This is a genomic window from Duganella sp. CY15W (assembly GCF_009857555.1).
Classification (GTDB): Bacteria; Pseudomonadota; Gammaproteobacteria; order Burkholderiales; family Burkholderiaceae_D; genus Rugamonas; species Rugamonas sacchari.
This window is the reverse complement of record NZ_WWCQ01000001.1, coordinates 1,515,460-1,538,734: the sequence shown is the minus strand read 5'-3', so window position 1 is coordinate 1,538,734 and position 23,275 is coordinate 1,515,460. Positions and strand designations below refer to the sequence as shown.

The 23,275-nt window shown below is 61.7% G+C and carries 3 protein-coding genes; all 3 read right to left on the bottom strand.

The window, feature by feature from the left end; all coding sequences use genetic code 11:
- Window positions 1–8: 8 nt before the first annotated feature.
- From GTP58_RS06840 to GTP58_RS06830, 3 genes are read right to left on the bottom strand one after another with little or no spacing between them, the layout of a single operon-like run.
- Window positions 9–10,436 (bottom strand): non-ribosomal peptide synthetase, encoded by a 10,428-nt coding sequence (locus tag GTP58_RS06840; protein ID WP_161076777.1) that lies wholly within the window; start codon window positions 10,434–10,436, stop codon window positions 9–11.
- Window positions 10,436–18,004 carry a non-ribosomal peptide synthetase/type I polyketide synthase gene (locus GTP58_RS06835; protein WP_161076776.1) on the bottom strand — a complete coding sequence of 2,523 codons (7,569 nt, stop codon included), beginning with the start codon at window positions 18,002–18,004 and terminating at the stop codon, window positions 10,436–10,438. Before GTP58_RS06835 ends, GTP58_RS06840 begins: the two co-directional genes overlap by 1 nt.
- Window positions 18,001–23,271, bottom strand: coding sequence for a non-ribosomal peptide synthetase (locus GTP58_RS06830; protein WP_161076775.1), 5,271 nt, complete (start codon window positions 23,269–23,271; stop codon window positions 18,001–18,003). The genes GTP58_RS06835 and GTP58_RS06830 overlap by 4 nt, the downstream gene beginning before the upstream one ends.
- Window positions 23,272–23,275: the final 4 nt, after the last annotated feature.

Sequence of the window (23,275 nt, the reverse complement as noted above, 5' to 3'; positions counted from 1 at the left end):
CCTTCTGTCTACCCCTGTAACACACCCTCACCCAAACGGGCGGCCTGCTCCAGCCACTGTGGATTACGCATGATCGTGTAGTGGCCTGCCGCGATCTCGCTGGCCACGCCTTGGGCAGCGGTCTGCCGCAACAATGCCGCCCGCTCATCGTCCGCACGCCCCTCAGCCCACCAATAATGCGGCTGGCAAGAGAGCTTTGTCAGCGGACCTGCCTCGATCGACAGCGCCTTCAGATGGCGCGCCACTTCAAAGCCACGCAACAGCTCTGCCGCCCCCATCTCCCCGTACACCGTGCGGTTGCCGGCCAAGGCCTGTGACAGCAGTGCTTCCAGCTCAGGCCCCGGCGCCGGCGGCAATGCGGAAAGCGTCACATCCGGCAGCAACTGGGACAGAAAGTCAGCGAAATCCAGCTGCCATGGCGGCATGACTGCCTGTTCGGTGCCTGGAATGAAGGGATCAACCAGGCCGGCAAAACTGACCGGCTGCCCCTCCGACTCCAGCAGTGCCGCAACCATGGCCACCAGCGTGCCGCCAAGCGACCATCCCATCAGGCGATACGGCCCCTGGGGCTGCGCCTGGCGTATCATGCGGGTGTAGTCGCGCGCCATCTGCTCCAGCGAAGCATCGACGTGGCTGCTGTCGGCCAGCATCCGGCAAGCGATGCCGTACACCGTGGCCACACCATCCTGCTTGCGTGCCAATGGCTGGTAGTCAAAGATGGTGCCAAACCCCGCGTGCAGGCAGAATAAGGGCTCGTGGCCCTCGCGGTTCAGCGCCGTGACGCCGGATTGAGTCGCGCGCTCGTCCGCATCCAGCCCAAGCAACTGGGCGATAGTCGGCTTTTGCGTCAGGTCGCGCAGCTTGAAGTTGAAACGTGCGTCTTTCAGCGCACGCAGGCGCGAAATCAATTTCAGGCAAAGCAGCGAATCGCCGCCTAGTTCAAAGAAATTGTCCGTTTCTCCAACGCGCTCCACACCCAGCACCTCGCGCCACACCTCACACATTTGCTCTGCCTGCGGTGTGGACGGTGCGCGATACTGGCGTACGTTCGTACTCAGGATAGCCGGCAGCGAGTGGCGATCCAGCTTCCCGGTCGGCAGGCGTGGCAGTTCAGGAAGTACTGCATAAGCAGCGGGCTGCATGAAGTCGGGCAGCGCATCAGCGACCGTGATACGTGCCATCTGCATCACTTCCTGCGCGGGTCCATCGCTCGCAAGGTAGGCATGCAGGACTGCGCCGCCCTCGCCACTGACCGCCACCACAGCAACATCGCTGACACCGGCAATCTTGCGCAATTGTGCCTCGATCTCACCCAGTTCGATACGGAATCCGCGGATTTTCACCTGATGATCGGCGCGGCCGATGTACTCGGCGTTGCCGTCATCCAGCCAGCGCACCAGATCCCCGGTACGGTACAGGCGTCCGCCCGCCGCGCCAAATGGATCGGCGACAAAGCGTTCGGCGGTCAGATCGCTGCGGCCGATATAGCCGCGCGCCAGCCCGTAGCCACCGATATACAACTCGCCTACGGCGCCATGCGGTACCAGCTGCAGATCGCTGTCCAGAATATAGGCCGTACGTTCGCCGACCGGACGGCCGATTGGCGCATAAGCGCAGTCGAATCCCTCATCGCCGCGCGCCTGCCAGATCAATGGTGTGACCACGGTTTCAGTCGGTCCGTAACCATTGATAAGGCGCTGTGGACGCAGATGCCGGCGTACCTGCTCGAAACCTGCTTTCGGCATTGCTTCACCACCGAATACGTATAACTCCACTGGCGGTGGATCACCAGCCATGCCAGCCCAATCGGCCAGCTGGCTCAGATACGCCGGCGGAAAAGCTACCGTGGAGACGTCATAGCGATGCAGCGCGTCGCTGGCTTGTTCGGCTGTCCAGATCTCCGGATCGCGGATCGCGACGGAGGCGCCTGCGGTCAGTGCGCTAATCCAGCGCTCATGGGCGCCGTCGAACGAGAACGACATGAACAGCAGTTCGCACGAACCTGGCTGTGTTGCATAGATTTCGTTGGTCGCCGCACAATGCATGGCCAGCGGCCCGTGCGCCACCGTCACACCTTTAGGCTGGCCAGTCGATCCCGAAGTGTAGATGACGTAAGCCAGATGGTGCTCGCTGAGCGCGACGTCCGGATCGGCCGCGCTACGGCCGTCCAGCTGTAACTGCTCCAGCCACACCGTAGGGCAAGGCAGATTATGCTGATACACACCGCTGCTAATCAACAGCGCCGGCGAACAGTCGCCGATGATGTAGCGCAAACGCTCTACCGGGTATTCCGCGTCCAGCGGTACATAGCCGGCGCCGGCCTTCAGGATCGCCAGCAGCGTCACAATCATATCGACAGAGCGCGGCAGCAGTACCGCCACGCGGTCTTCCGGCTTCAGTCCCTGCGCGATCAGCCAGTGCGCGAGACGATTGGCACGCAGATTCAGCTCTGCAAAGCTGACTACCTGTTCTCCCATCCGCAACGCAATGGCTTCGGGATGTGACGCCGCATGCCGTTCGATCTGACGATGCACCCAGTCTGGTTGCTGGCGGAAGTCCGTCTGGCCAAGCGCAAGCACCGCTTCCGTGGCCTGCGCGTCGAGCCTTTGCAGCTCGCCCATCGGCATATCCGGCGCCATGCTCATGGTACGCAGCAGCTGGTCCATTTCGGCGCGCAGAGCCAACACCTCGCGTTCGCCGAAACTGGCGCGTGCATAGCAGAACTCAATCTCCAGCGTCCCTTCAAGCGTCACCTGCAAGTCCATGGCGTAGCCAGTCAGCCCCTCGCTGCCGACATCGCCAAAGCGGAGGCCATGCGCCAGCGGCTCGCCCAGCGCCTTATGCATCGGATAGTTCTCGAACACGATAATGCTATCGAATAGCGCCTGGCCGGCAGCACCACCCCAACGCTGAATCTGCGCCAGCGGCGTATGCTCATATTGGCGTGCATCGAGATTGGTGGCTTGCAGCTGACGCAGGAATTCCCCCACAGGCAGCTGCGGCTGGCGTACCGCCAACACCGGAATGGTATTGATGAACAAGCCCACCATGTCTTCCGCGCCGGCCAGCTCTGCGGGCCGTCCTGCAACCGTCGCACCGAAGCACACGCTGTCCTTACCCAGATGGCGCTGCAGCAGCGTCGCCCACGCCGCCTGCACCATCGTGTTGACCGTGACCCGCTGCACCCTGGCGCAATCGGACAGAAATCCCGTCTGCGCAGCATCCCAGCGCAGATAGATTTTGTGATAGCCGCTGTCCGCGTGCCGGCGGCTCGCCAGCAGGCTGGGGCCATCCAGTTGCTGCAATTGGCCGCGCCAATAGCGCTCCGCCATGTCTCCCGGCTGACGGGCAAGCCAGCGTATATAGTCGCCATAGTGCGCCTCGACTGGCGTCAGTGCAGCGCCGCCATAGCTTTGCAATAGCTCGCCGAGCAGGCGTGACTGGCTCCAACCATCCAGCAGGATATGGTGCATGCCAAGCAGCAGGCGATGTTCATTGTCCGCTACGCGTATCAGGAACAGGCGCGCCAGCGCAGGTTGCGAGAAGTCAGTGATGCGCAACAGCTCGGCCGAACGCAGTGCGCTCAAGCGGGCTTCAATATCAGCAGAACCGCGCCAATCCTGTATCTCCACGAAAGCGTTGGCTGCACGCCAGACCATCTGCAACGCAGTATCCGCGCCGGCCTGCCACAGGAAGCTTGTCCGCAGCACCGCGTGTCGCCGAACCATCGCCTGCCAGGCTTGAGCGAGTTTTTCCGCATCCAGTCCATGTACGGTGACGCTGAGCTGATTCATGTATAAGCCACTGCCCGGCGCCTCAAGCGACATAAACAGCATACCTTCCTGCAGCGGCGACAACGGATAAACATCCTCGATATCGGCAGGATCAACCGAGACGGCGGCCAACGCCGGCGCGCTCAGATAATCCGCCAACACGCCACGTATCTGCGGTGTCGACGTCTGTGCAGCGGGCGCCAACGGCTCCAGCACACTGGCCAGGTCCGCAATCACCGGATGCGTGAACATCAGCTTGGGATTCAGCGCCCACCCCGCCCGTCGCGCCCGGGCGACGATTTGCAGACTCAGAATCGAGTCGCCGCCCAGTTCAAAGAAGTTGTCCGTGCGCCCCACACGCTCTTGTCCAAGCACCTCGGCCCATATCTCTGCCAGCGTCTGTTCCAACTGGCCCTGTGGTGCGACATGGCTGCGGGCGGCCAGCTCCGGCTCCGGCAGCGCTTTTCGGTCAACCTTGCCGTTGGCGTTGAGCGGCAATGCCGGCATGACCATGACCGCTCCCGGCACCATATGCTCCGGCAGCGTACGGCGCAAACGATCCCGTAGCACCATCCCGTCGATGTGCTGCCCCTCATGCGCCGCCAGATAGGCCACCAGCAGCGTGCCGCCAGGTCCCTGACGGGCAACCACCACGACTTCGCGTACCTCGGGCTGCGCCAGCAACTGCGCTTCCACCTCGCCCAGTTCAACCCGGAAGCCACGGATTTTCACCTGATGATCGATACGCCCCAGATACTCTAGCTGGCCTTCGTCATTCCAGCGTACCAGGTCGCCCGTGCGATACAGGCGGCCGCCGTGCGGATCAAATGGGTCGGCCACAAACCGTTCTGCGCTCAAGCCTGGCCGGCCGAGATAGCCGCGCCCCAGGCTAACGCCGCCCAGGTACAACTCCCCTGCCACACCAGCTGGCGCCAGATTCAACCCGGCGTCCAGCACATACGCCACGGTATCGCTGATCGGACGGCCAATCGGCACCAGGCTTTGTCCATCATCGCGGCAAGCCCAGTTGGTAACGTGAATGGCCGTTTCTGTCGGGCCGTAGAGATTATGCAGTCCCGCGTCGCTCAGGCGTTGGAAAGTCTCGCGCTGCGTTTCGGATGGCATGGCCTCGCCGCCGCAAATAATGTGCTTGAGCCGCGTACTGGCTTCGATGCCCTCATGTGCCAGGAAGGCCTGGAGCATGGCCGGCACAAAGTTGACCGTCGTGATCTGGTGCTGCTGTATCAACGCAACCAGGCGGGCCGGATCACGCTGGTCGCCTGGCAGTGCCAGGGCAAGACGTGCACCGGAGGTCAATGGCCAGAACAATTCCCATACCGAGACGTCAAAGCCAAATGGCGCCTTGTGCAGCACGGTGTCGTCGCCGGTCAAGTGGTAGATATCCTGCATCCACAGCATGCAGCTGGCAACAGCACGGTGCCGGTTCGCTGCACCTTTCGGCAGACCGGTCGATCCGGACGTGTAAATCACATACGCCAGATTTTCGCCATGTACCGCAACGCCAGGGTTCTTCGTACTTTCCGCAGTCACGTCAATTTGGTCGAGCAGCAGCACGCGCTCCGCTGGCAGCGATGGCGCGATGTGCTGCAAACCCGAATGGCTCAGAAGCAGGCTAATGCCGCTGTCTTCAGCCATATAGCGCAGGCGCTCCGGCGGATACTCAGGGTCAAGCGGAACATAGGCGGCACCGGTTTTCAGGATCGCCAGCAATGCCGCTACCATATCAATCGAGCGTTCGATGCAGACACCGATCCTGTCTTCCGGCTTGACACCCAACGCCAACAAGCGGTGTGCCAGCTGGTTGGCGCGTACATTCAAGCCGGTATAGCTCAACACCTGTTCGCCAAACAGCAAGGCGGAAGATGCCGGCTGTGCGGCTACCTGGCGTTCAAATAGCTGATGCAGCGGTGCCGCCTCGGCATATCGACGACGGTTCACGCTCCACTGGCGCAGCAGTGCCGTTTCCATTCCATTCATGACTGGCAAAGCAGCGGTCAGCGTTTGCGGGTGTGCTATAAGTGCGTCCACCAGTGCAGTCGCTGCCTCCTGCATCATCTCGCATATGCGTAATGCACCGATGGACGGCGGCACTTGTGCGACCAGTGCGAAGTCATCCTGCATATCATCAACGGACATCGATAACGGATAGTTACTGCGCTCTTCACCGCCCAGCAGTTCCACGCCTTCCCACACGCCGTCATCGGAGGGCTTGCTGCCATAGCGATAGTTAAGCAATGCGGAAAACAATGGTGTGCCTCCCGGCAGCCCGCTGCAACGCTGGGCCAGGGAAAGGCTGGCATGTTCGTGCTGCAGCAACCCGGTCAGCGCGGCATGGGTCTGCTGCAAGCACTGCGCCACGTCCTGCGTGCCAAGCCGGATACGCAGCGGCAGCGTATTAATAAACAGGCCAAGCGTGCGGCTGACATCTTCGCCACCCTGCATCCGGCCAAACAGTACCGTGCCGAATACCACGTCGTCCTTGCCCGATGCGCGCGCCAGAACAACTGCCCACGCCAGATGGAAGACGGTAGCAGCACTCACGCCATGACGCTGCGCAGCCTGGCGTAAGCGTGCTGCCAGCAATGGCGGCATCGCCAGCCTGGCCTGCTCCACTGTGCTGCCGTTGCCCTGAATATCGATAAGATTAAACGGCGCCGTCGGCTCTTCAACATCTGCCAGCATCTGGCGGAAAAACGCTTCCTGCTCTTCCGGTTTGGCGCCGTAACGTGCCCGCGCCACGAAATCACGGAACGCCACGGCAGGCGGAAGTACGGTTCCTCGCTGGATCATGCCGATTTCTTCAACCAGCAACTCCAGCGTGGTGTGATCAACTACCAGGTGATGACTAGGCAGTTGCAGCAGATACCGTCCGCTGGCGTGATCGCGTGCGGCCAGCGCGCGTATCATAGGCGCCTGCCTTACATCAATGCGATAGCTTGCAGGATTGACGGCAGCCGTGAGTGCCGCAGCGGCGTCGCCATTGGCGACGTCAAGCCATTCGGTCGTCAACCCGGCTTTGCGCCAGACGACCTGCAACGGCTCTCTCAGTCCTTCCCACAATACGGCAGTACGTAAAATGTCGTGACGTGCAATGACTTTGTTCAAGCTATCGACAAACGCCAGGAGGCGCTGCTCGCTATCGAAACTCAGTAGCTGCGGCGTGACATAAGCATCGCCTTCGCTTTGCAGCAGGTGATGGAAGAGGATACCCTCCTGCAGCGGCGCCAGTGGATAGATGTCCTGAATATTGGTGGCACCACCAGGAACAGTGGCTTCAATAACCGCGATCTCATTGGCGTCCAGCCTCGCCAGCGTAATCATTTCCGGCGTCAGCGCATCGCAGTCATCAGGAATGCCGTTGCGTGGAACGCTGTAGGAAGAGATTTCCAACACGCCCTGCATCAGCGCTTTTGCGAATGCGGTCAACTGTGGGTACTGGAACAAGGTACGTACCTGCGCCTGTAGCCCTTGCGAACGCATACGCTCCAGCAGTGTGAGCGCGAGCAGCGAATGGCCGCCAAGCTCAAAGAAATTATCATGACGGCCTACCTGCTTAAGCTCCAGCAGTTCCGCCCAGAGTGCTGCCAGCTTTTCCTCCACATCTCCTTGCGGCGCCTCGTAGGAAGTGGAACTGAAGTCCGGCTCTGGCAGCGCCTTGCGGTCTACTTTGCCATTGGCGTTGAGCGGCAAGGTATCCAGCACCACGATGGCGCCTGGCACCATGTAGTCCGGCAGCGCTGTCGATAGCCGCTCCCGCAACTCGGCTGTCTCGCAATGCAGGCCTGCTTGCAGCGAGATGTAGGCCACCAGCCTGGTGCCAGCCGCGCTGTCACGCGCCACCACCACCGCCTCGCGCAGCTCCGGCTGCGCCAGCAGTTGTGCTTCGATCTCGCCCAGTTCAATGCGCAGACCACGGATTTTCACCTGATGATCGAGGCGGCCCAGATATTCCAGCTGCCCTTCACTGTTCCAGCGCACCAGGTCTCCGGTGCGGTACAAACGGCCGCCTTGCGGGTCGAACGGATCGGCGACAAAGCGCTCCGACGTCAACGCCGGACGTTCCAGATAGCCGCGCGCCAGACCGATCCCGCCCAGATAAAGCTCGCCCGCCACACCTGCCGGCGCCAGATTCAGGTCGCCATCGAGCACATAGGTTTGGGTCTGGCTGATTGGCTGGCCGATCGGCACCTGGTTGCTGCCGTCAGCACGGCAGGTCCAATGGGTGACATCGATCGCTGCTTCGGTGGGACCATACAGGTTATACAGCGCCGCCTGCGGCAGCAGTTTGAACACGCTGTTCTGCGCATCCACCGGTAACGCCTCGCCGCTGCAGATAATCCGCGTCAGGCTGGTGCAGGCGGCCACGCCGTCATGTGCCATAAAGGCCTGGAGCATCGATGGCACGAAGTGCAACGTGGTCACCTGATGACGGCAAATCAGTTCGCGCAGGCGCGCAGGCTCGCGATGTTCGCCCGGTGCGGCAATCGCCAGCCGTGCGCCCATCATCAGGGGCCAGAAGAACTCCCACACCGAGACGTCAAAACTGAACGGTGTCTTTTGCAGCACCGTGTCTGCGGACGTCAGCTGGTAAGCCTGCTGCATCCACGCCAGCCGGTTGTACAGCGAGCGATGTCGGTTGGCAGCGCCTTTGGGCTTGCCCGTTGAACCTGAGGTATAAATCACATATGCCAGATTTTCACCGCTGAGCACCGGTGCGGGATTGTGCGCCGGCTGGCTGCTCAGATCCAGTTGATCGAGCAGCAGCGCGCGCACGCCATCCTGGCCTGGCAGCAGACTATGCGTCAGCAGCAGGCCAATACGGCTGTCTTCCACCATATAACGCAAGCGGTCGGCCGGATATTCCGGATCGAGCGGGACGTAGGCGCCGCCCGCTTTCAGGATCGCCAGCAGGCCAATCACCATGTCAAACGAACGCTCCAGCGCGATGCCGACTTTGGTTTCGGGCCGCACGCCGAGTTGAATCAGATGATGCGCCAGACGGTTGGCGCGGGTATTCAGTTCGCCATAGCTCAGCGATTCGTCACCGAACAGCAGCGTGCATTTATCCGGCTGTACTGCTGCCTGACGTTCAAACAGCAGGTGGACAGGCTCACCCTCGCCGTGCTGCTCACGGTTGTCACCCCATTGCTGTAACTGGACGTGTTGTGCCTCATCCAGCAGCGCGACCTCACTCAGCAACTGCTGCGGACTATCACTGATGGCTTGCAAGAGTGTCTGATAGTGCTGCGCCATGCGCGCGATTGTCGTAGCATCAAACAACTCGGCAGCGTAGGTAAAGGTGGCGGTCAGCACACCATTTTCGTCTTCCCGCGTATCCAGTGTCAGTTCAAACTGTGCTTGCTGGCGATCCAGCACGTAGTCGTGCATCGACAGGCCCGGCAACTGCTGCAAGGCGCGGTAGTCGGTACGCTGATGGTTGAACATCACCTGGAATAACGGATTGCCGCCCAGGCTACGCTCCGGCTGCAACGCCTCGACCAGCTGCTCATACGGTAAATCCTGATGATCCTGCGCGCCAAGCGCCGCATCGCGTGTCTGAACCAGCGCTTGCGACAGGCTGATTCGGCCATCCAGCTGGTTGCGCAGTACCTGGGTATTGACAAAGAAACCGACAACGCCCTCACTCTCGACACGATGGCGGTTCGCGATCGGCACGCCAACGCGAACGTCAGACTGTCCCGAATAACGGTTCAGCAAAGCCTGGAAGCCAGTCAGCAAGGCCATAAACAGGGTCATGCCTTGTCCTTGTACCTGCTTTTGCAAACTGAGTGCCAGTTCCGCCGGCAGCGTGACGCTGTGACGCGCGGCGCAATACACACCATCCGCGCGGCGCGGACCGTCGGCAGGCAATTGCAGTACCACCTGCTCCTTGCCCAGCGCATCAATCCAGTAAGCCAGTTGACGTTCCTGCTCGCCCGCTTCCATCCAGCTGCGCTGCCACAAGGCGTAGTCCGCATACTGAATCGGCAGCTCGGCCAGTGTCGGTGCGCCCCCCTGTACAGCGGCGCTGTAGAGCGCAGAGAATTCGTTGACAATGATCTGCATGGACCAGCCATCGGAAACGATATGGTGCATGACCACCACCAGCACATGCGTATCCGCAGCCGATTGAATCAGACCGACGCGCAGCAATGGCCCGTGAAGCAGATCGAACGGCCGCTGACTGATACGCATGGCCTCCTGCTGCAAACGCAACTCACGCGCATCTGCCGGTACTGAACTCAGGTCTATCAGTTCCATGTGCAATTCAGCCTGTGGCAGGATGACCTGCTCAGCCAGACCATCGCCACTTGGGCGAAGCACGGTACGCAGAGCTTCATGGCGCACCACCAGTGCGGCGAAGGCCGTACGCACCGCTTCCGGCTTCAAGTCACCCTTCAGTTCCAGTGCGCCAGCAATATGATAAGCGGTGCTGGATGGGTCCAGCTGCCACAGGAACCATTGGCGCGCCTGGGCATACGACAAGGCGCAAGCCTGCGTCACCGATTCGGCGCGTTTCAGAATCGGGAACTGGCCGATGCTCATGCCATCCGCCTTGAGACGCTGATACACCACGCGGCGCTGTGCCGTCGACAGTTGCGCAAATTTCTCCGCAATACGGCGCGTTGCGACGTCACTCATTAAACATTCTCCAAACTATCGATAAAGGAATCAAGGTCGGCCAGGGCCTGGTCATTCGAGTTGCCAAGCTGGCTGCCGACATGCCGCGCCAGATCGGCGAGCAGCGGATAACGGAATACGTCTTTAACGTGCAGCTCAAACTGCATGTCGCGCTGAATGCGCGCCGTGAGCTGGACCGCAAGCAGCGAGTGTCCCCCCAACTGGAAGAAGTGGTCGTTGCGGCCTATCTGCGCTGCGCCTAACAGCTCGCGCCACAATGCAGCCAGTGTGATTTCGACCTCATTCTGTGGCGCCTCGTACTCGGTGGTGATCGACAGTTCCGGCTCAGGTAGCGCTTTCCGGTCTATCTTGCCATTGGCGTTGAGCGGCAAGGTATCCAGCACCACGATAGCGCCCGGCACCATGTAGTCCGGCAGCGCTGTCGATAGCCGCTCCCGCAACTCGGCCGTCTCGCAATGCAGGCCTGCTTGCAGCGAGATGTAGGCCACCAGCCTGGTGCCAGCCGCGCTGTCACGCGCCACTACCACCGCCTCGCGCAGCTCCGGCTGCGCCAGCAGTTGTGCTTCGATCTCGCCCAGCTCAATGCGCAGGCCGCGGATTTTCACCTGATGATCGAGGCGGCCCAGGTATTCCAGCTGCCCTTCGCTGTTCCAGCGCACCAGGTCTCCGGTACGGTACAAACGGCCGCCTTGCGGGTCGAACGGATCGGCCAGAAAGCGCTCCGACGTCAATGCCGGACGTTCCAGATAGCCGCGCGCCAGGCCGATCCCGCCCAGATAAAGCTCGCCCGCCACGCCTGCCGGCGCCAGATTCAGGTCGCCGTCCAGTACATAGGTTTTGGTCTGGCTGATTGGCTGGCCGATCGGCACCTGGTTGCTGCCGTCAGCACGGCAGGTCCAATGGGTGACATCGATCGCCGCTTCGGTGGGGCCATACAGGTTATACAGCGCCGCCTGCGGCAGCAGTTTGAACACGCTGTTCTGCGCATCCACCGGCAACGCCTCGCCGCTGCAAATCATCCGCGTCAGGCTGGTGCAGGCGGCCACGCCGTCATGCGCCATAAAGGCCTGGAGCATCGATGGAACGAAGTGCAGCGTGGTCACCTGATGATGGCAAATCAGTTCGCGCAGGCGCGCAGGCTCGCGGTGTTCGCCCGGTGCGGCAATCGCCAGCCGCGCGCCCATCATCAGGGGCCAGAAGAATTCCCATACCGAGACGTCAAAACTGAACGGTGTCTTTTGCAGCACCGTGTCTGCGGACGTTAGCTGGTAAGCCTGCTGCATCCACGCCAGCCGGTTGTACAGCGAGCGATGTCGGTTGGCAGCGCCTTTGGGCTTGCCCGTTGAACCCGAGGTATAAATCACATATGCCAGATTTTCACCGTTGAGCACCGGTGCCGGATTGTACGCCGGCTGGCTGCTCAGATCCAGTTGATCGAGCAGCAGCGCGCGCACGCCATCCTGGCCTGGCAGCTGGCTATGCGTCAGCAGCAGGCCAATACGGCTGTCTTCCACCATATAACGCAAGCGGTCGGCAGGATATTCCGGATCGAGCGGGACGTAGGCGCCGCCCGCTTTCAGGATCGCCAGCAGGCCAATCACCATGTCAAACGAACGCTCCAGCGCGATGCCGACTTTGGTTTCGGGCCGTACGCCGAGTTGAATCAGATGGTGCGCCAGACGGTTGGCGCGGGCATTCAGTTCGCCATAGCTCAGCGATTCGTCACCGAACAGCAGCGCGCATTTGTCCGGCTGTACTGCTGCCTGTCGTTCAAACAGCAGGTGGACAGGCGCGCCCTCGCCGTGCTGCTCACGGTTGTCGCCCCATTGCTGCAAGCGGTCCAGCTGCCGTTCGCTCAACAGCTCAACCTCGCCAACCACCTGCTCCGGCTTATTCGCCAATGCCTGCAATAGCAGCAGATAATGCCCGGCCATGGCTTCAATATGCTCGGCATCGAACAACTCTGGTGCATAGCTGAAGTTGGCCGTTACCTGGCCGTTCGAGCTTTCGTAGGTAGTCAGCGACAATTCGCTCTGTACGTTTTGTTCATCAAGGTCGATGCGTTCAACATCCAGATCTGGCCATTGCGCCAGGGAGCCATGGTCCAGCCGTAGATGGTTAAACATCACCTGGAACAGCGGATTTCCGTTCAGATTGCGCTCCACCTGCATCGCATCCACAAGCCAGTCCAGAGGCAGATCCTGATTCGCTTGTGCGTTCAAGGCGTGATCCCGCGTTTGCGCCAGCAGCTGCACCAGCGGCGTTTTCGCGTTCAGACTTGCGGGAAGAACCTGGGTATTGACGAAGAAGCCAACCAGGCCCGCCGTTTCAGCATGATGGCGGTTCGCGACCGGTACCCCTACGCGTATATCGGTCTGTCCGCTGTAGCGGAACAACAGCGCCTGGTACGCCGTCAACAGCACGGCGAAAAAGGTGGCGCCATGGTTTTGAGCCTGGCGGCGCAATCCTGCAGTCAGTTCTAACGGCAATGAGATCACGTGCCGTGCCGCGCCATACCTTGCATCTGCCTTACGCGGACGGGACGTCTGCAAATTCAATGCGGTATTCTGTGCGCCCAGCAGGTCTTTCCACCACGTGAGTTGACGCGCTCCCTCCGGGCCGGCCAGCAAGGCACGCTGCCATGCGGCGTAGTCGCTGTATGCAATCGGCAGTTGTACCAGCTGCAATGCCGATCCTTGAAGATGTGCCGCGTATCGCTGGGCCAATTCATCCAGAATCAGTTGCGTCGAATAGCCGTCCGAAACGATGTGGTGCATGACCACTACAAGCTGATGCTCCTGCTCCCCACGTTTGAGCAAGGCCGCACGTAACAAAGGGCCATTGGATAGATCAAATGGCTGAGCGCACAGGCGATGTATTTCATCGCCCATATTCAGGTAAGGCAGTGCCACGGCTTGTGGCTCCTGCACCACCTGGTATAAGCTGCCATCCGGATCCTGACGGAACACGGTGCGTAATGCTGGGTGTCTGGCAACCAGTCCGTCCAGAGCAGCGCGCAGCGCGTCGATATTCAGCTTGCCTTTAAAGCCCAGCCCTCCGCTCAAATGATAAGCTGCGCTTTCCGGGTCGAGCTGCCACAGGAACCACAACCGCTGCTGGGCGTAAGACAGTAAGGCCGGACCACTTTCTGAGCGCGGCACAATGACGGGCGAGCTACCCGCATCAGATGCAGCACCGCCCATCGTGACTGCCAACGCGGCGACCGTGGGATTTTTGAAAAATCCTGTGGGATGCAGCTCGATGCCATAGGTGCTGCGCACCTTGGCCAGTAATTGAATCGCGAGCAGCGAATCGCCACCGAGTTCAAACAGGTTATCGTTCGCGCCTACCGGTGTGATGCCGAGGAATTCACTCCACAATGATGCCAGGCCGGTTTCCAGACCGCCGGACGCCTCAACGTAGGCGGCAGACAAGGTTGGACGCGCATGCTGCTGCCGTTTTGACACGGGGGCCGCCAATAGACGCTCAGCCATTTCCATCGAAGCGCTGCGCGCGATCTGTCGCTGTAATCCGATGGTGGATATCAGCACCTGCGGTACGGACGGACCGGAAAAAATACGCTCAAGCAGAGGGCCAGCATCAGCGGCCGTGATGCCCTCGTCATCAGGAAGGCGCTGACCTGACGCCATCCCGACATCGCGCCAGACATCCCAGTTAACCGATACCAGCCAGGGACTGCTGCCGCGCTGCGCCAAAGCATCGAGGAAGGCGTTGGCGGCGCAGTAGTCGGCTTGTGCGTAACCGCCGGTGATGGCTGTCAGCGAGGAGCACAGCAGAATGAAGTCCAGCGGTTCATTCCTTGTGGCGTTCAGCAGGTTGATTGTGCCCTGTAGCTTGGGCGCGAAGACCTTCTCCATGGCCGGCTTCTGCTTCGTCGCGATCATGCCGCCACCAGCAACGCCTGCGGCGTGAATGATGCCGTTAAGGGTGCCGAAGTGCTGTCGTGCGGCGCCGATGGCCGCGTTCATCTGTTCTGCATCGCTCACATCGGCTTGCAGCGCCAGAACGTCGCCACCAAACGACTCCAGCTCACGCAGCGCGGGCGCATCGGCCTGCATGACGCTGCGATTCACAAGTACAAGCCTGGCCCGCCACGCCTGCGCCAGGTAACGCGCCAGTATCATACCGACACCGCCCGCGCCACCCGTGATGAGATAGACGCCGTTCTGACGTAAACGCTGATCGCCACTCACCGGCCGCGCCAAGGGCTCGTAATCTTTGAACCAGCGATGAGCGCCGCGATATGCCACCAGCGGTTCACCACTCGTCGCGTTCATTTCGGCGACCACCTGACCCGGCGATACTTGTCCTGGCAGGACATCCAGCAAACGGCAGGAGATATGCGGATACTCCTGAGGAATGACCTTGCACGCGCCGTTCAACGTAGCCAGTTGGGGATGCAGTTCCTCGGTTCCGGTAACATCTTCCATGCCGCTGGTGATGACGGTGATAGCTGCATCGCGTACGCCCGCATCATCCAGTGCCCGCGCCAGTGCCGTCAGGCTGTAAAAGCCTTGTTCCAGCATGTCGGACTGCGGATTCAGTGTCCACAAGTGGCATACGTCGATAGCGGAGAACTGCACTGCGGCCAGCAATTGCTTGAAATCCTCCGCACTATCAGGACGCACGGCATAGCGGTCTGCCGCAATGCGCTCAAAACCGGAGCCGCGTTCAACGTATATCACCGCTCGTCCTTGAGCGGCACACTGACTGGCCAGGCTATTGGCGAAACTGTTTTCATCGCCAAGTATCAGCACAGCACCACGGCGCTGCTGGTCTGCAGTCACCAATGGCATGGCGCGCTTCCACACCGGATGCAGGAACCAGTCGTCCACGCCACGCGGCTTCTCGGACGGCGCCACGGTCTCCGGCACGACCCAATATGACTTCCGTTCAAATGGGTAGGCTGGCAGTGCCACGCGCCGGCCTCCATTGATTCCCAGGGCCGCAGGGTCCAGTGCAACGCCAGTGACCCACAACTGCGCCAGGCATTGCATATACTGCTGCGCATTCTGGCTACGTCGGGCAGGATGCGACTGCGTGGCAAATACCGGCCGGCCAGTCGACTGCGGATGGCGGCGCGCGAGACTGGTCAACGTCTCGCCTGGTCCTACCTCCAGCAGCACGCGATTGGGTTGTTGCAGCAAAGTCGCCAGGCCGTCGGCGAAACGCACAGTGCCACGCATATGGTGCAGCCAGTAAGCGGGATCACGGGCTTCGTCATCCGTGATCCAGTCGCCACTCAGATTGGATATGAAAGGAATCCCCGGCGCCTGCAGGCGCACGGTACGCAGTACGGCTTCAAATTCAGCCAGTGCCGGTTCCACCAGCGAAGAATGAAAAGCCCGGCTGACATGCAGGCGACGTACACCCACTGCGCGCGCCTTAAACTGGCGCTCAACGGCTTCGATCGCAGCAAGCGGCCCAGCCAGGACGCATAAATCAGCGGCATTCACGGCGGCGACATCGCAGCCGGCATCTGCGCCAAGCGCCAACTGTGCTTCGGCCAGGCTGACCGCCAACATGGCTCCCTCGGCACTTGCCTGTAGCAGGCGCCCGCGCTCCGCGACAATGGTCAGCGCGTCTTCCAGCGTAAACACGCCCGCCAGGCAAGCAGCGACATACTCACCGATGCTGTGGCCCAGCAGCGCATCGGGTTTGACGCCATGGCTGATCCACATTTGCGCCATGGCGTATTCCAGCACGAACAGCGCGGGCTGCGTGTAGGCAGTCTGCTCGAGCTGCGCTGCGGCAGCGGTTTCATTTTCCGGCGCGGGGTACAGCAGATCGCGCAGATCCAGACCAAGACGGCCTTTCAGCAAAGCGCAGCAGCGATCCACGCTCTCGCGCATGACGTTGTTGGTCCGGTACAGATCCTGCCCCATATCGGTATGCTGCGCACCCTGGCCGGGGAACAGGAACGCTACCGCCGGTGCATCAGCCATGGCCAAACCGCGCACCATCTGCACACCCGTTCCCGTCAATGCCTTGACTGCATCACCGTGATTGTCTGCCCATGCAAGCGCACGGTGCGCAAAATGACGACGCCCGGCGTGCAGCGTGTAGGCGACATCCGCAAGGCGCTGCGCCGGGTGGCGTTCCAGATGGTCTGCCAACTGCGCAGCCGCATTATCCAGCGCCTCTTCACTGCGCGCCGACAGCAGAAGCAGTTGCGCAGCGCCGGACACCTGCTGCGGCACTAGCGTTGGCGGCTCTTCCAATACTACGTGGGCGTTGGTTCCACCCATGCCAAACGAGCTGACGCCGGCACGGCGCGGTGCGCCGGCCGTGGTCCACGGGCGCGCCTCGGTGTTCACATAGAAAGGGCTTGTGGCGAAATCGATTTGCGGATTGGCCTGCTCAAAATTGAGGCTGGGCGGCAGAATGCCGTGCTTCAGGGCCAGCGCGGCTTTAATCAGGCCGGTGACGCCGGCCGCCGCATCGAGGTGGCCAATATTGGTTTTTATCGAGCCAATCGCGCAATAAGCGCTATCCTGCGTACTGGCGCGGAAGGCTTGGGTCAACGCGGCGATTTCCACCGGATCGCCCAGCGCGGTGCCCGTTCCATGCGCTTCCACATAACCTATCGTGCCTGCATCGACACCCGCCATCGCCAATGCCGCCTGTATGACTTCGGCCTGGCCATCGACGCTGGGCGCGCTATACGCCATCTTTTCGGCGCCGTCGTTATTCAGTGCCGATCCTTTAATCACGGCGTGAATGGTATCGCCATCGCGCAGCGCTTCATCCAGCCGCTTGAGCACCACAATGCCCGCACCGCTGCCGATGACCGTCCCGCCGGCCGCCGCGTCAAACGCGCGGCAATGGCCATCCGGTGAGAGAATCGCACCAGCCTGGTGCCGATAGCCCATCTCCTGCAGCAAATTGAGCCAGACACCACCGGCCAGCGCCAGATCGCTTTCATAATTCAGCAGCGAGCGGCAAGCCATATGTACCGCCACCAGCGAAGTGGAACATGCTGTTTGCACCGACACCGCCGGGCCGCGCAGATTCAATTTGTATGCGATGCGCGTCGCCAGTGATCCCTGGTCGTTGCCATTCATGAGTCCCAGCAGCGAAGCAATGTCGCTGGCCGCCCAATCGACGCCGGGCAGCAGGTTGCGCATCAGGTAGAGATTACTGCCGCATCCCGCATAGACGCCAGTGAGTGCCGGCGTGGCAGCGCCAGCGTAGCCTGCGTGTTCCAAAGCGTGCCACGCGGTTTCCAGGAAGACGCGCTGTTGTGGGTCGAGCCGCTCTGCTTCACGCGGCGAGTAGCCGAAAAAGCCCGCATCGAATTGATCCAGGCCGTCCAGCACCATGCCTGCTTTTACATACGCCGTATCCGCCAGAGCAGCATCGGCGACACCGCGTTCACGCAATTTCTCGTCATCGAATACCTGACGCGACTCCACGCCACCAACGATATTACGCCACAGTTCATCCACGCCGGAGGCCCCGGGAAACCGCCCTGCCATGCCAACAATGGCGATCTCCACGCCGCTAAACTCCTGCTGTCCGGGCAGGCCTTGGTCTGCGAGATTCATGTCGAAACTCTTTCTGCTACTGCTTTACGTTGTAAGAATGCGCCACGCTGGCGTTTTGCACGTTCATCGACTGCTGCCGTGGACCGCACGGCCGGTGCGGCGCTGCTCAGGAAAGCGGCCAGCGCCTCCAGCGTCGGATACTTGAACAGGTCAACCACGGACGCCTGCAGGTCGAGCTGCTGTGCCAGACGGCGCTGGAGCTGCAACAGCAGCAGCGAATTACCGCCCAGCTCAAAGAAGCTGTCGCGCCGGTCTACACTCTCCAGTCCCAGCAAGGTGCACCAGAGCTGGCCGAGCGCCTGTTCCAGCTGGCCACGGGGAGCTTCGCTGGCGGTGCGCTGCGCCAGCGCCACATCCGGCAGCGCCTTGCGGTCTACCTTGCCGTTGGCGCTCAGCGGCAGCGACGGCAACACCGCGATCTGCTGCGGCACCATATAGTCCGGCAGGCGCCGGGCCAGACGCGCTTTCAATTCAGCGCTGTCCAGCTGCTTTCCTTCGTGCGCCGACACATAGCCCACCAGGCGCTTGCCGCCGGCGGCATCGCGCGCCACCACCACCGCTTCACGCACTTCCGGCTGTGCCAGCAGTTGCGCTTCCACTTCGCCCAGCTCGATGCGCAGGCCACGTATCTTCAATTGATGATCTATACGCCCGAGGTATTCCAGTTGTCCTTCCCCGTTCCAGCGCACCAGGTCACCGGTGCGGTACAAACGGCCACCGCGCGGATCGAAAGGATCGGCGACAAAACGCTCGGCGCTCAATCCCGGACGATGCAGATAACCGCGTCCCAACGCAACGCCACCCAGATACAGCTCACCCGCGACGCCGGCCGGCACCATGTTCAGGTCCGCATCCAGTACGTAAGTGTGGGTTTCGCTGATTGGGCGGCCGATCGGGACCAGGCTTTGTCCGTCATTGCGGCAGGCCCAATGGGTCACGTGGATTGCAGTTTCGGTCGGCCCGTAAAGGTTGTGAAGACCGGCCCGGCGCAGACGTTCAAACGTCTCTCGTTGCGTGTCGGCCGGCATGGCCTCGCCGCCGCAGATGATGTGTTTGAGCCGCGTGCTGGCCTCAATGCCTTCATGCGCGAGGAAGGCTTGCAGCATCGGCGGCACAAAATTCACCGTCGTGACCTGGTGCTGCTGGATCAGCGCCACCAGGCGTGCCGGATCGCGCTGATCGCCCGGCAAAGCCAACGCCAGGCGTGCGCCAGTGGTGAGTGGCCAGAACTGCTCCCATACCGATACGTCGAAGCCGAAAGCGGCTTTATGCAGCACCGTATCAGCAGGCGTCAGTCGGTAGGTCTCCTGCATCCAGGCCATGCAGCTGGATAGCGAACGATGGCGGTTGGCTGCGCCCTTGGGATTGCCGGTCGAGCCGGAGGTGTAGATGACATACGCCAGGTTCTCGCCATGCACGGCGACGTTGGGATTGGCGGTGCTCTCAGCGCCAAGGTCAACCTGGTCCAGCAGCAGGACGGGCAGCGCGGGCAACGCAAGATTGTCCGTCAGCGCACTGTGCGTCAGCAGCAGGCGGATGCCGCTGTCCTCGGCCATGTAGCGCAGCCGTTCGGCCGGATAATCGGTATCCAGCGGAACGTAGGCGGCGCCCGCCTTCAGTATCGCCAGCAGCCCTGTCATCATGTCAAACGAACGTTCAACCGCGATGCCGACACGGCTTTCCAGGCCGATTCCCAGCGCGATGAGCCGATGCGCAAGGCGATTGGCGCGCTCGTTGAGTTCCGCATAGCTCAGTGCCTGATCGCCAAACAGCAAAGCTATCGCGTCGGGATAGCGCGCCGCGTTGCGTTCAAAGCTGCGGTGGACCGGCTCCGCGTCCTGATGGCGGACCGGATTCACGCCCCATTTCTCCAGCTGGATCTGCTCATGCTGGCTTACCAGCGCCACATCGCTTACCGCCAGCTCACTGCGGTGCGCCAGCGCGGCCAGAATAGCCAGGTAGTCTTCTGCCAACCGGGCGATTGTCGCGGCATCGAACAGCTCAGCCGCGTATATGAAGCGCACACCAAGGCGGCCATCCGTTTGCTCCGTCGTTTCCAGCGTCAGCTCAAACTGCGCGGCCTGCTCGCGCAGGCGGAGGTATTCGGCTGTCACGCCAGGCAGTTGCGCAAATGTTCCGAAGTCCGAACGCAGATGATTGAACATCACCTGGAACAATGGGGTATGACTCAGACTGCGTTCGGGTTGGAGGGCATCGACCAGCTGCTCAAACGGCAGATCAGGATGCGATTGCGCCTCCAGCGCAGCGTTTCGCACCTGCGCCAGTAGCGCGCCAAGGCTGCCACGACCCTGAATATCGCCGCGCAGCACCTGGGTGTTGACGAAGAAGCCGATCAGGCCCTCCGCCTCAATGCGCTGCCGGTTGGCGATCGGGATGCCGACGCGGATATCGCGCTGGCCGCTGTAGCGGTGCAGCAGCGCCATGAAGCCAGCCAGCAGCGCCATGAACGGCGTGCTGTCGTTGCGGCGCGCACACGCATTCAACGCCTCAGCCAGTTGCAGCGGCAGTTCCAGCTGATGGGCGGCTGCCTTATAGTTTGCCACTGGGGGCCGTGGACGATCGACCGGCAAGGCCAGCACCGCCTGTTCACCACCCAGCTGTTCGCGCCAGTAAGCCAGCTGGCGTGCGCCTTCACCCTCTTGCAACCATGACTGCTGCCATGCGGCGTAATCCGCATACTGTACCGGCAGTGGCACCATCACCGCAGCGTCTCCGCGGTAGTGCGCCCCCAGCTCGGATAGCAAGACCTGCATCGACACGCCGTCCGAAACGATGTGGTGCATGGCCACTGCCAGGATATGGGTTTCGCCGTCAAGGCGCAGCAGTTTCGCGCGCAGTAGCGGCCCGTGGCACAGGTCGAACGGCTCGGCATTGAGTTCTTCCGCAAGGCGCAGTGCTTCGGCTTCGCGCGCGTTTGCGGGGAGTTCGCGCAGGTCGTTTTCCGACCATGCCAGCGGCATCGCAGGCTGTATCAGCTGCTCGCCCTTGCCATCTGCGCCTGGCTGGAACAAGGTGCGCAACGATTCATGCCTTGCCACCAGCGCTTCGAAGCTCGAACGCAGTATGGCGTTATCCAGCGGGCCGGTATAACGCAACGCTCCGCTGACGTGGTAGGCGCAGCTTTCCGGCGCCATCTGCCACAGGAACCACTGTCTTTGCTGGGCATGCGACAACGGCAGCGGCGCACTGCGTCGCTCTGGTGGTAGCGGGACGATGGCGAGCGGATGGACGGCAGCCTGCGGCTGTCTGCCGATGGCAGCGGCCATCGCGCCCAATTGCGGATGTTCGAATAGCAGGCGAACCGGAAAATCGACATGCCAACGCTCGCCAATGCGCGCCGCCAGCTGTACCGCCGTCAGCGAATTGCCGCCGCTGGCGAGGAAATGCGCCTCGCGCACAAACACCGTTGCAGCATCCCGCTTGAGCACATCGCGCCACAGGGCCGCCAACGCTGCCTCGGTGTCGTTCAGCGTTGCTGCGTCTGCACTATCCGCATCCGCAGGACCTCCTGATGCAAAGGCACCGAATTCATACACCGCATAGGCGTCCAGCGTGCGCTCCTGCCAGCCCTTGCGGCACGCGCCGCGTTGCAGTTTGCCGCTCGATGTCTTGGGCAGCGCGCCCGGATTCAGCAGCACCACCACTGATGCCGGTTCCTTGCAGGCCGTGACAACCGCCTGGCTCAACGCCCCCACCAGCGCCTGCACCGGCACCAGCTTCTGCAAGCCGCGTGAGATTTCGACGGCCACGCCGACGCCTTCACCACCATCAGGCGTCCTGACGGCAAACGCCGCCACCCGCCCTTTGCGCGCGGCTTCAACATCCGCCTCGATGCCCTGCTCGATATCCTGCGGATAGATATTAAGGCCACGGACAATAATCAAGTCCTTGATGCGGCCCGTGATGTACAGCTGTCCGTCATGAAGGAAGCCCAGGTCGCCCGTGCGCAGCCAGCGCCGCCCAGCGCGTTCGATAAACGCTTCGGCGCTGGCATCCTCACGACGCCAGTAACCACGGGCGATACTTGGGCCACTGGCCTGGATTTCGCCGGCATGTCCGGCATCCAGCACACGGCCCGTCTCAGGATCGACAATCTCCAGCACATGATCGACAGCGATGGCGCCACACGCCACCAGCATGGTGCCACCGTCATCCGCCAGCGGCTGGCCTTGCGCCAGGCTCTCAGCGGAGAAACCCTGTACGCATAAGCCCTCCGCACGGCGACCGCCAGTCAGCAGCAGCGTGGCTTCAGCCAGGCCATAGCATGGGTAGACTGAATCAGCGGAAAAACCAGCAGGTCTGGTGTGGGCGATGAAGTCACGCAGCGTATCGTAGCGCACCGGCTCCGCACCGGAAAACGCCAGTCGCCAGCTCGACAAATCAAGTTGCGCAATCTGGCTATCCCTGATCCGTTCAAGGCACAGGCGGAACGCGAAATCCGGCCCGCCACTGATGGTCGCGCGCAACCGCGATATCGCCTGCAGCCAGCGCACCGGTCGTTCGAGGAAAAATTTCGGCGTCATCAAGCCAACGGGAATCCCGCGATGCAGCGGCTGCAGCAGGCCGCCGATCAAGCCCATGTCGTGATACAGCGGCAGCCAGGAGACGAAGATGTCGCTGCTACGCACATCCATGCTGGTTTCGATGGCGCGCTCATTTGCCATCAGGTTGCCGTGCGTGACCATCACGCCTTTGGGCGTCGAGGTCGAGCCCGAGGTGTACTGCAGAAAGGCGACGTCGCTGCTCGCCGGCGCATGCTCAGCCCATTCATCCGCCAGACTGGCGCTAATGCCATTGGCCGCAATCACCACCGCGCTGCCGAATGCGCTCATGGCTTCGCCCACCATCTCCAGGATCGCGCTGGACGTCAGGATACAAGCCGCCTGCGCATCCTCCGCGATACCAACCAGCCGCGCCAGATGCTGCGGCCGCGCCGACTCCGGCGGAAACACCGGCACCGCGACCAGCCCCGCGTACATGCAGGCGAAGAAGCCGACCACATAATGATCGTCATTATCCAGCAGGAGCAATACGCGTTCGCCATGGCCGAAGCGGCGCTGCAGATACGCTGCCAGCGCACGCACGCGCTGCTCCAGCAAGGCGTAGGAAACGGGCGTATCGAAAGCCGCGCCGTCCCGCTCGGCCACCACAATCAGGGCGACGTCGTCGGGACGCTGTGTGGCAAGCGCGCGCAGATGGGCGACAAAATTCTCGGGATAGTGGCGCGCGGGCGACTGAGTAAGCATCGGA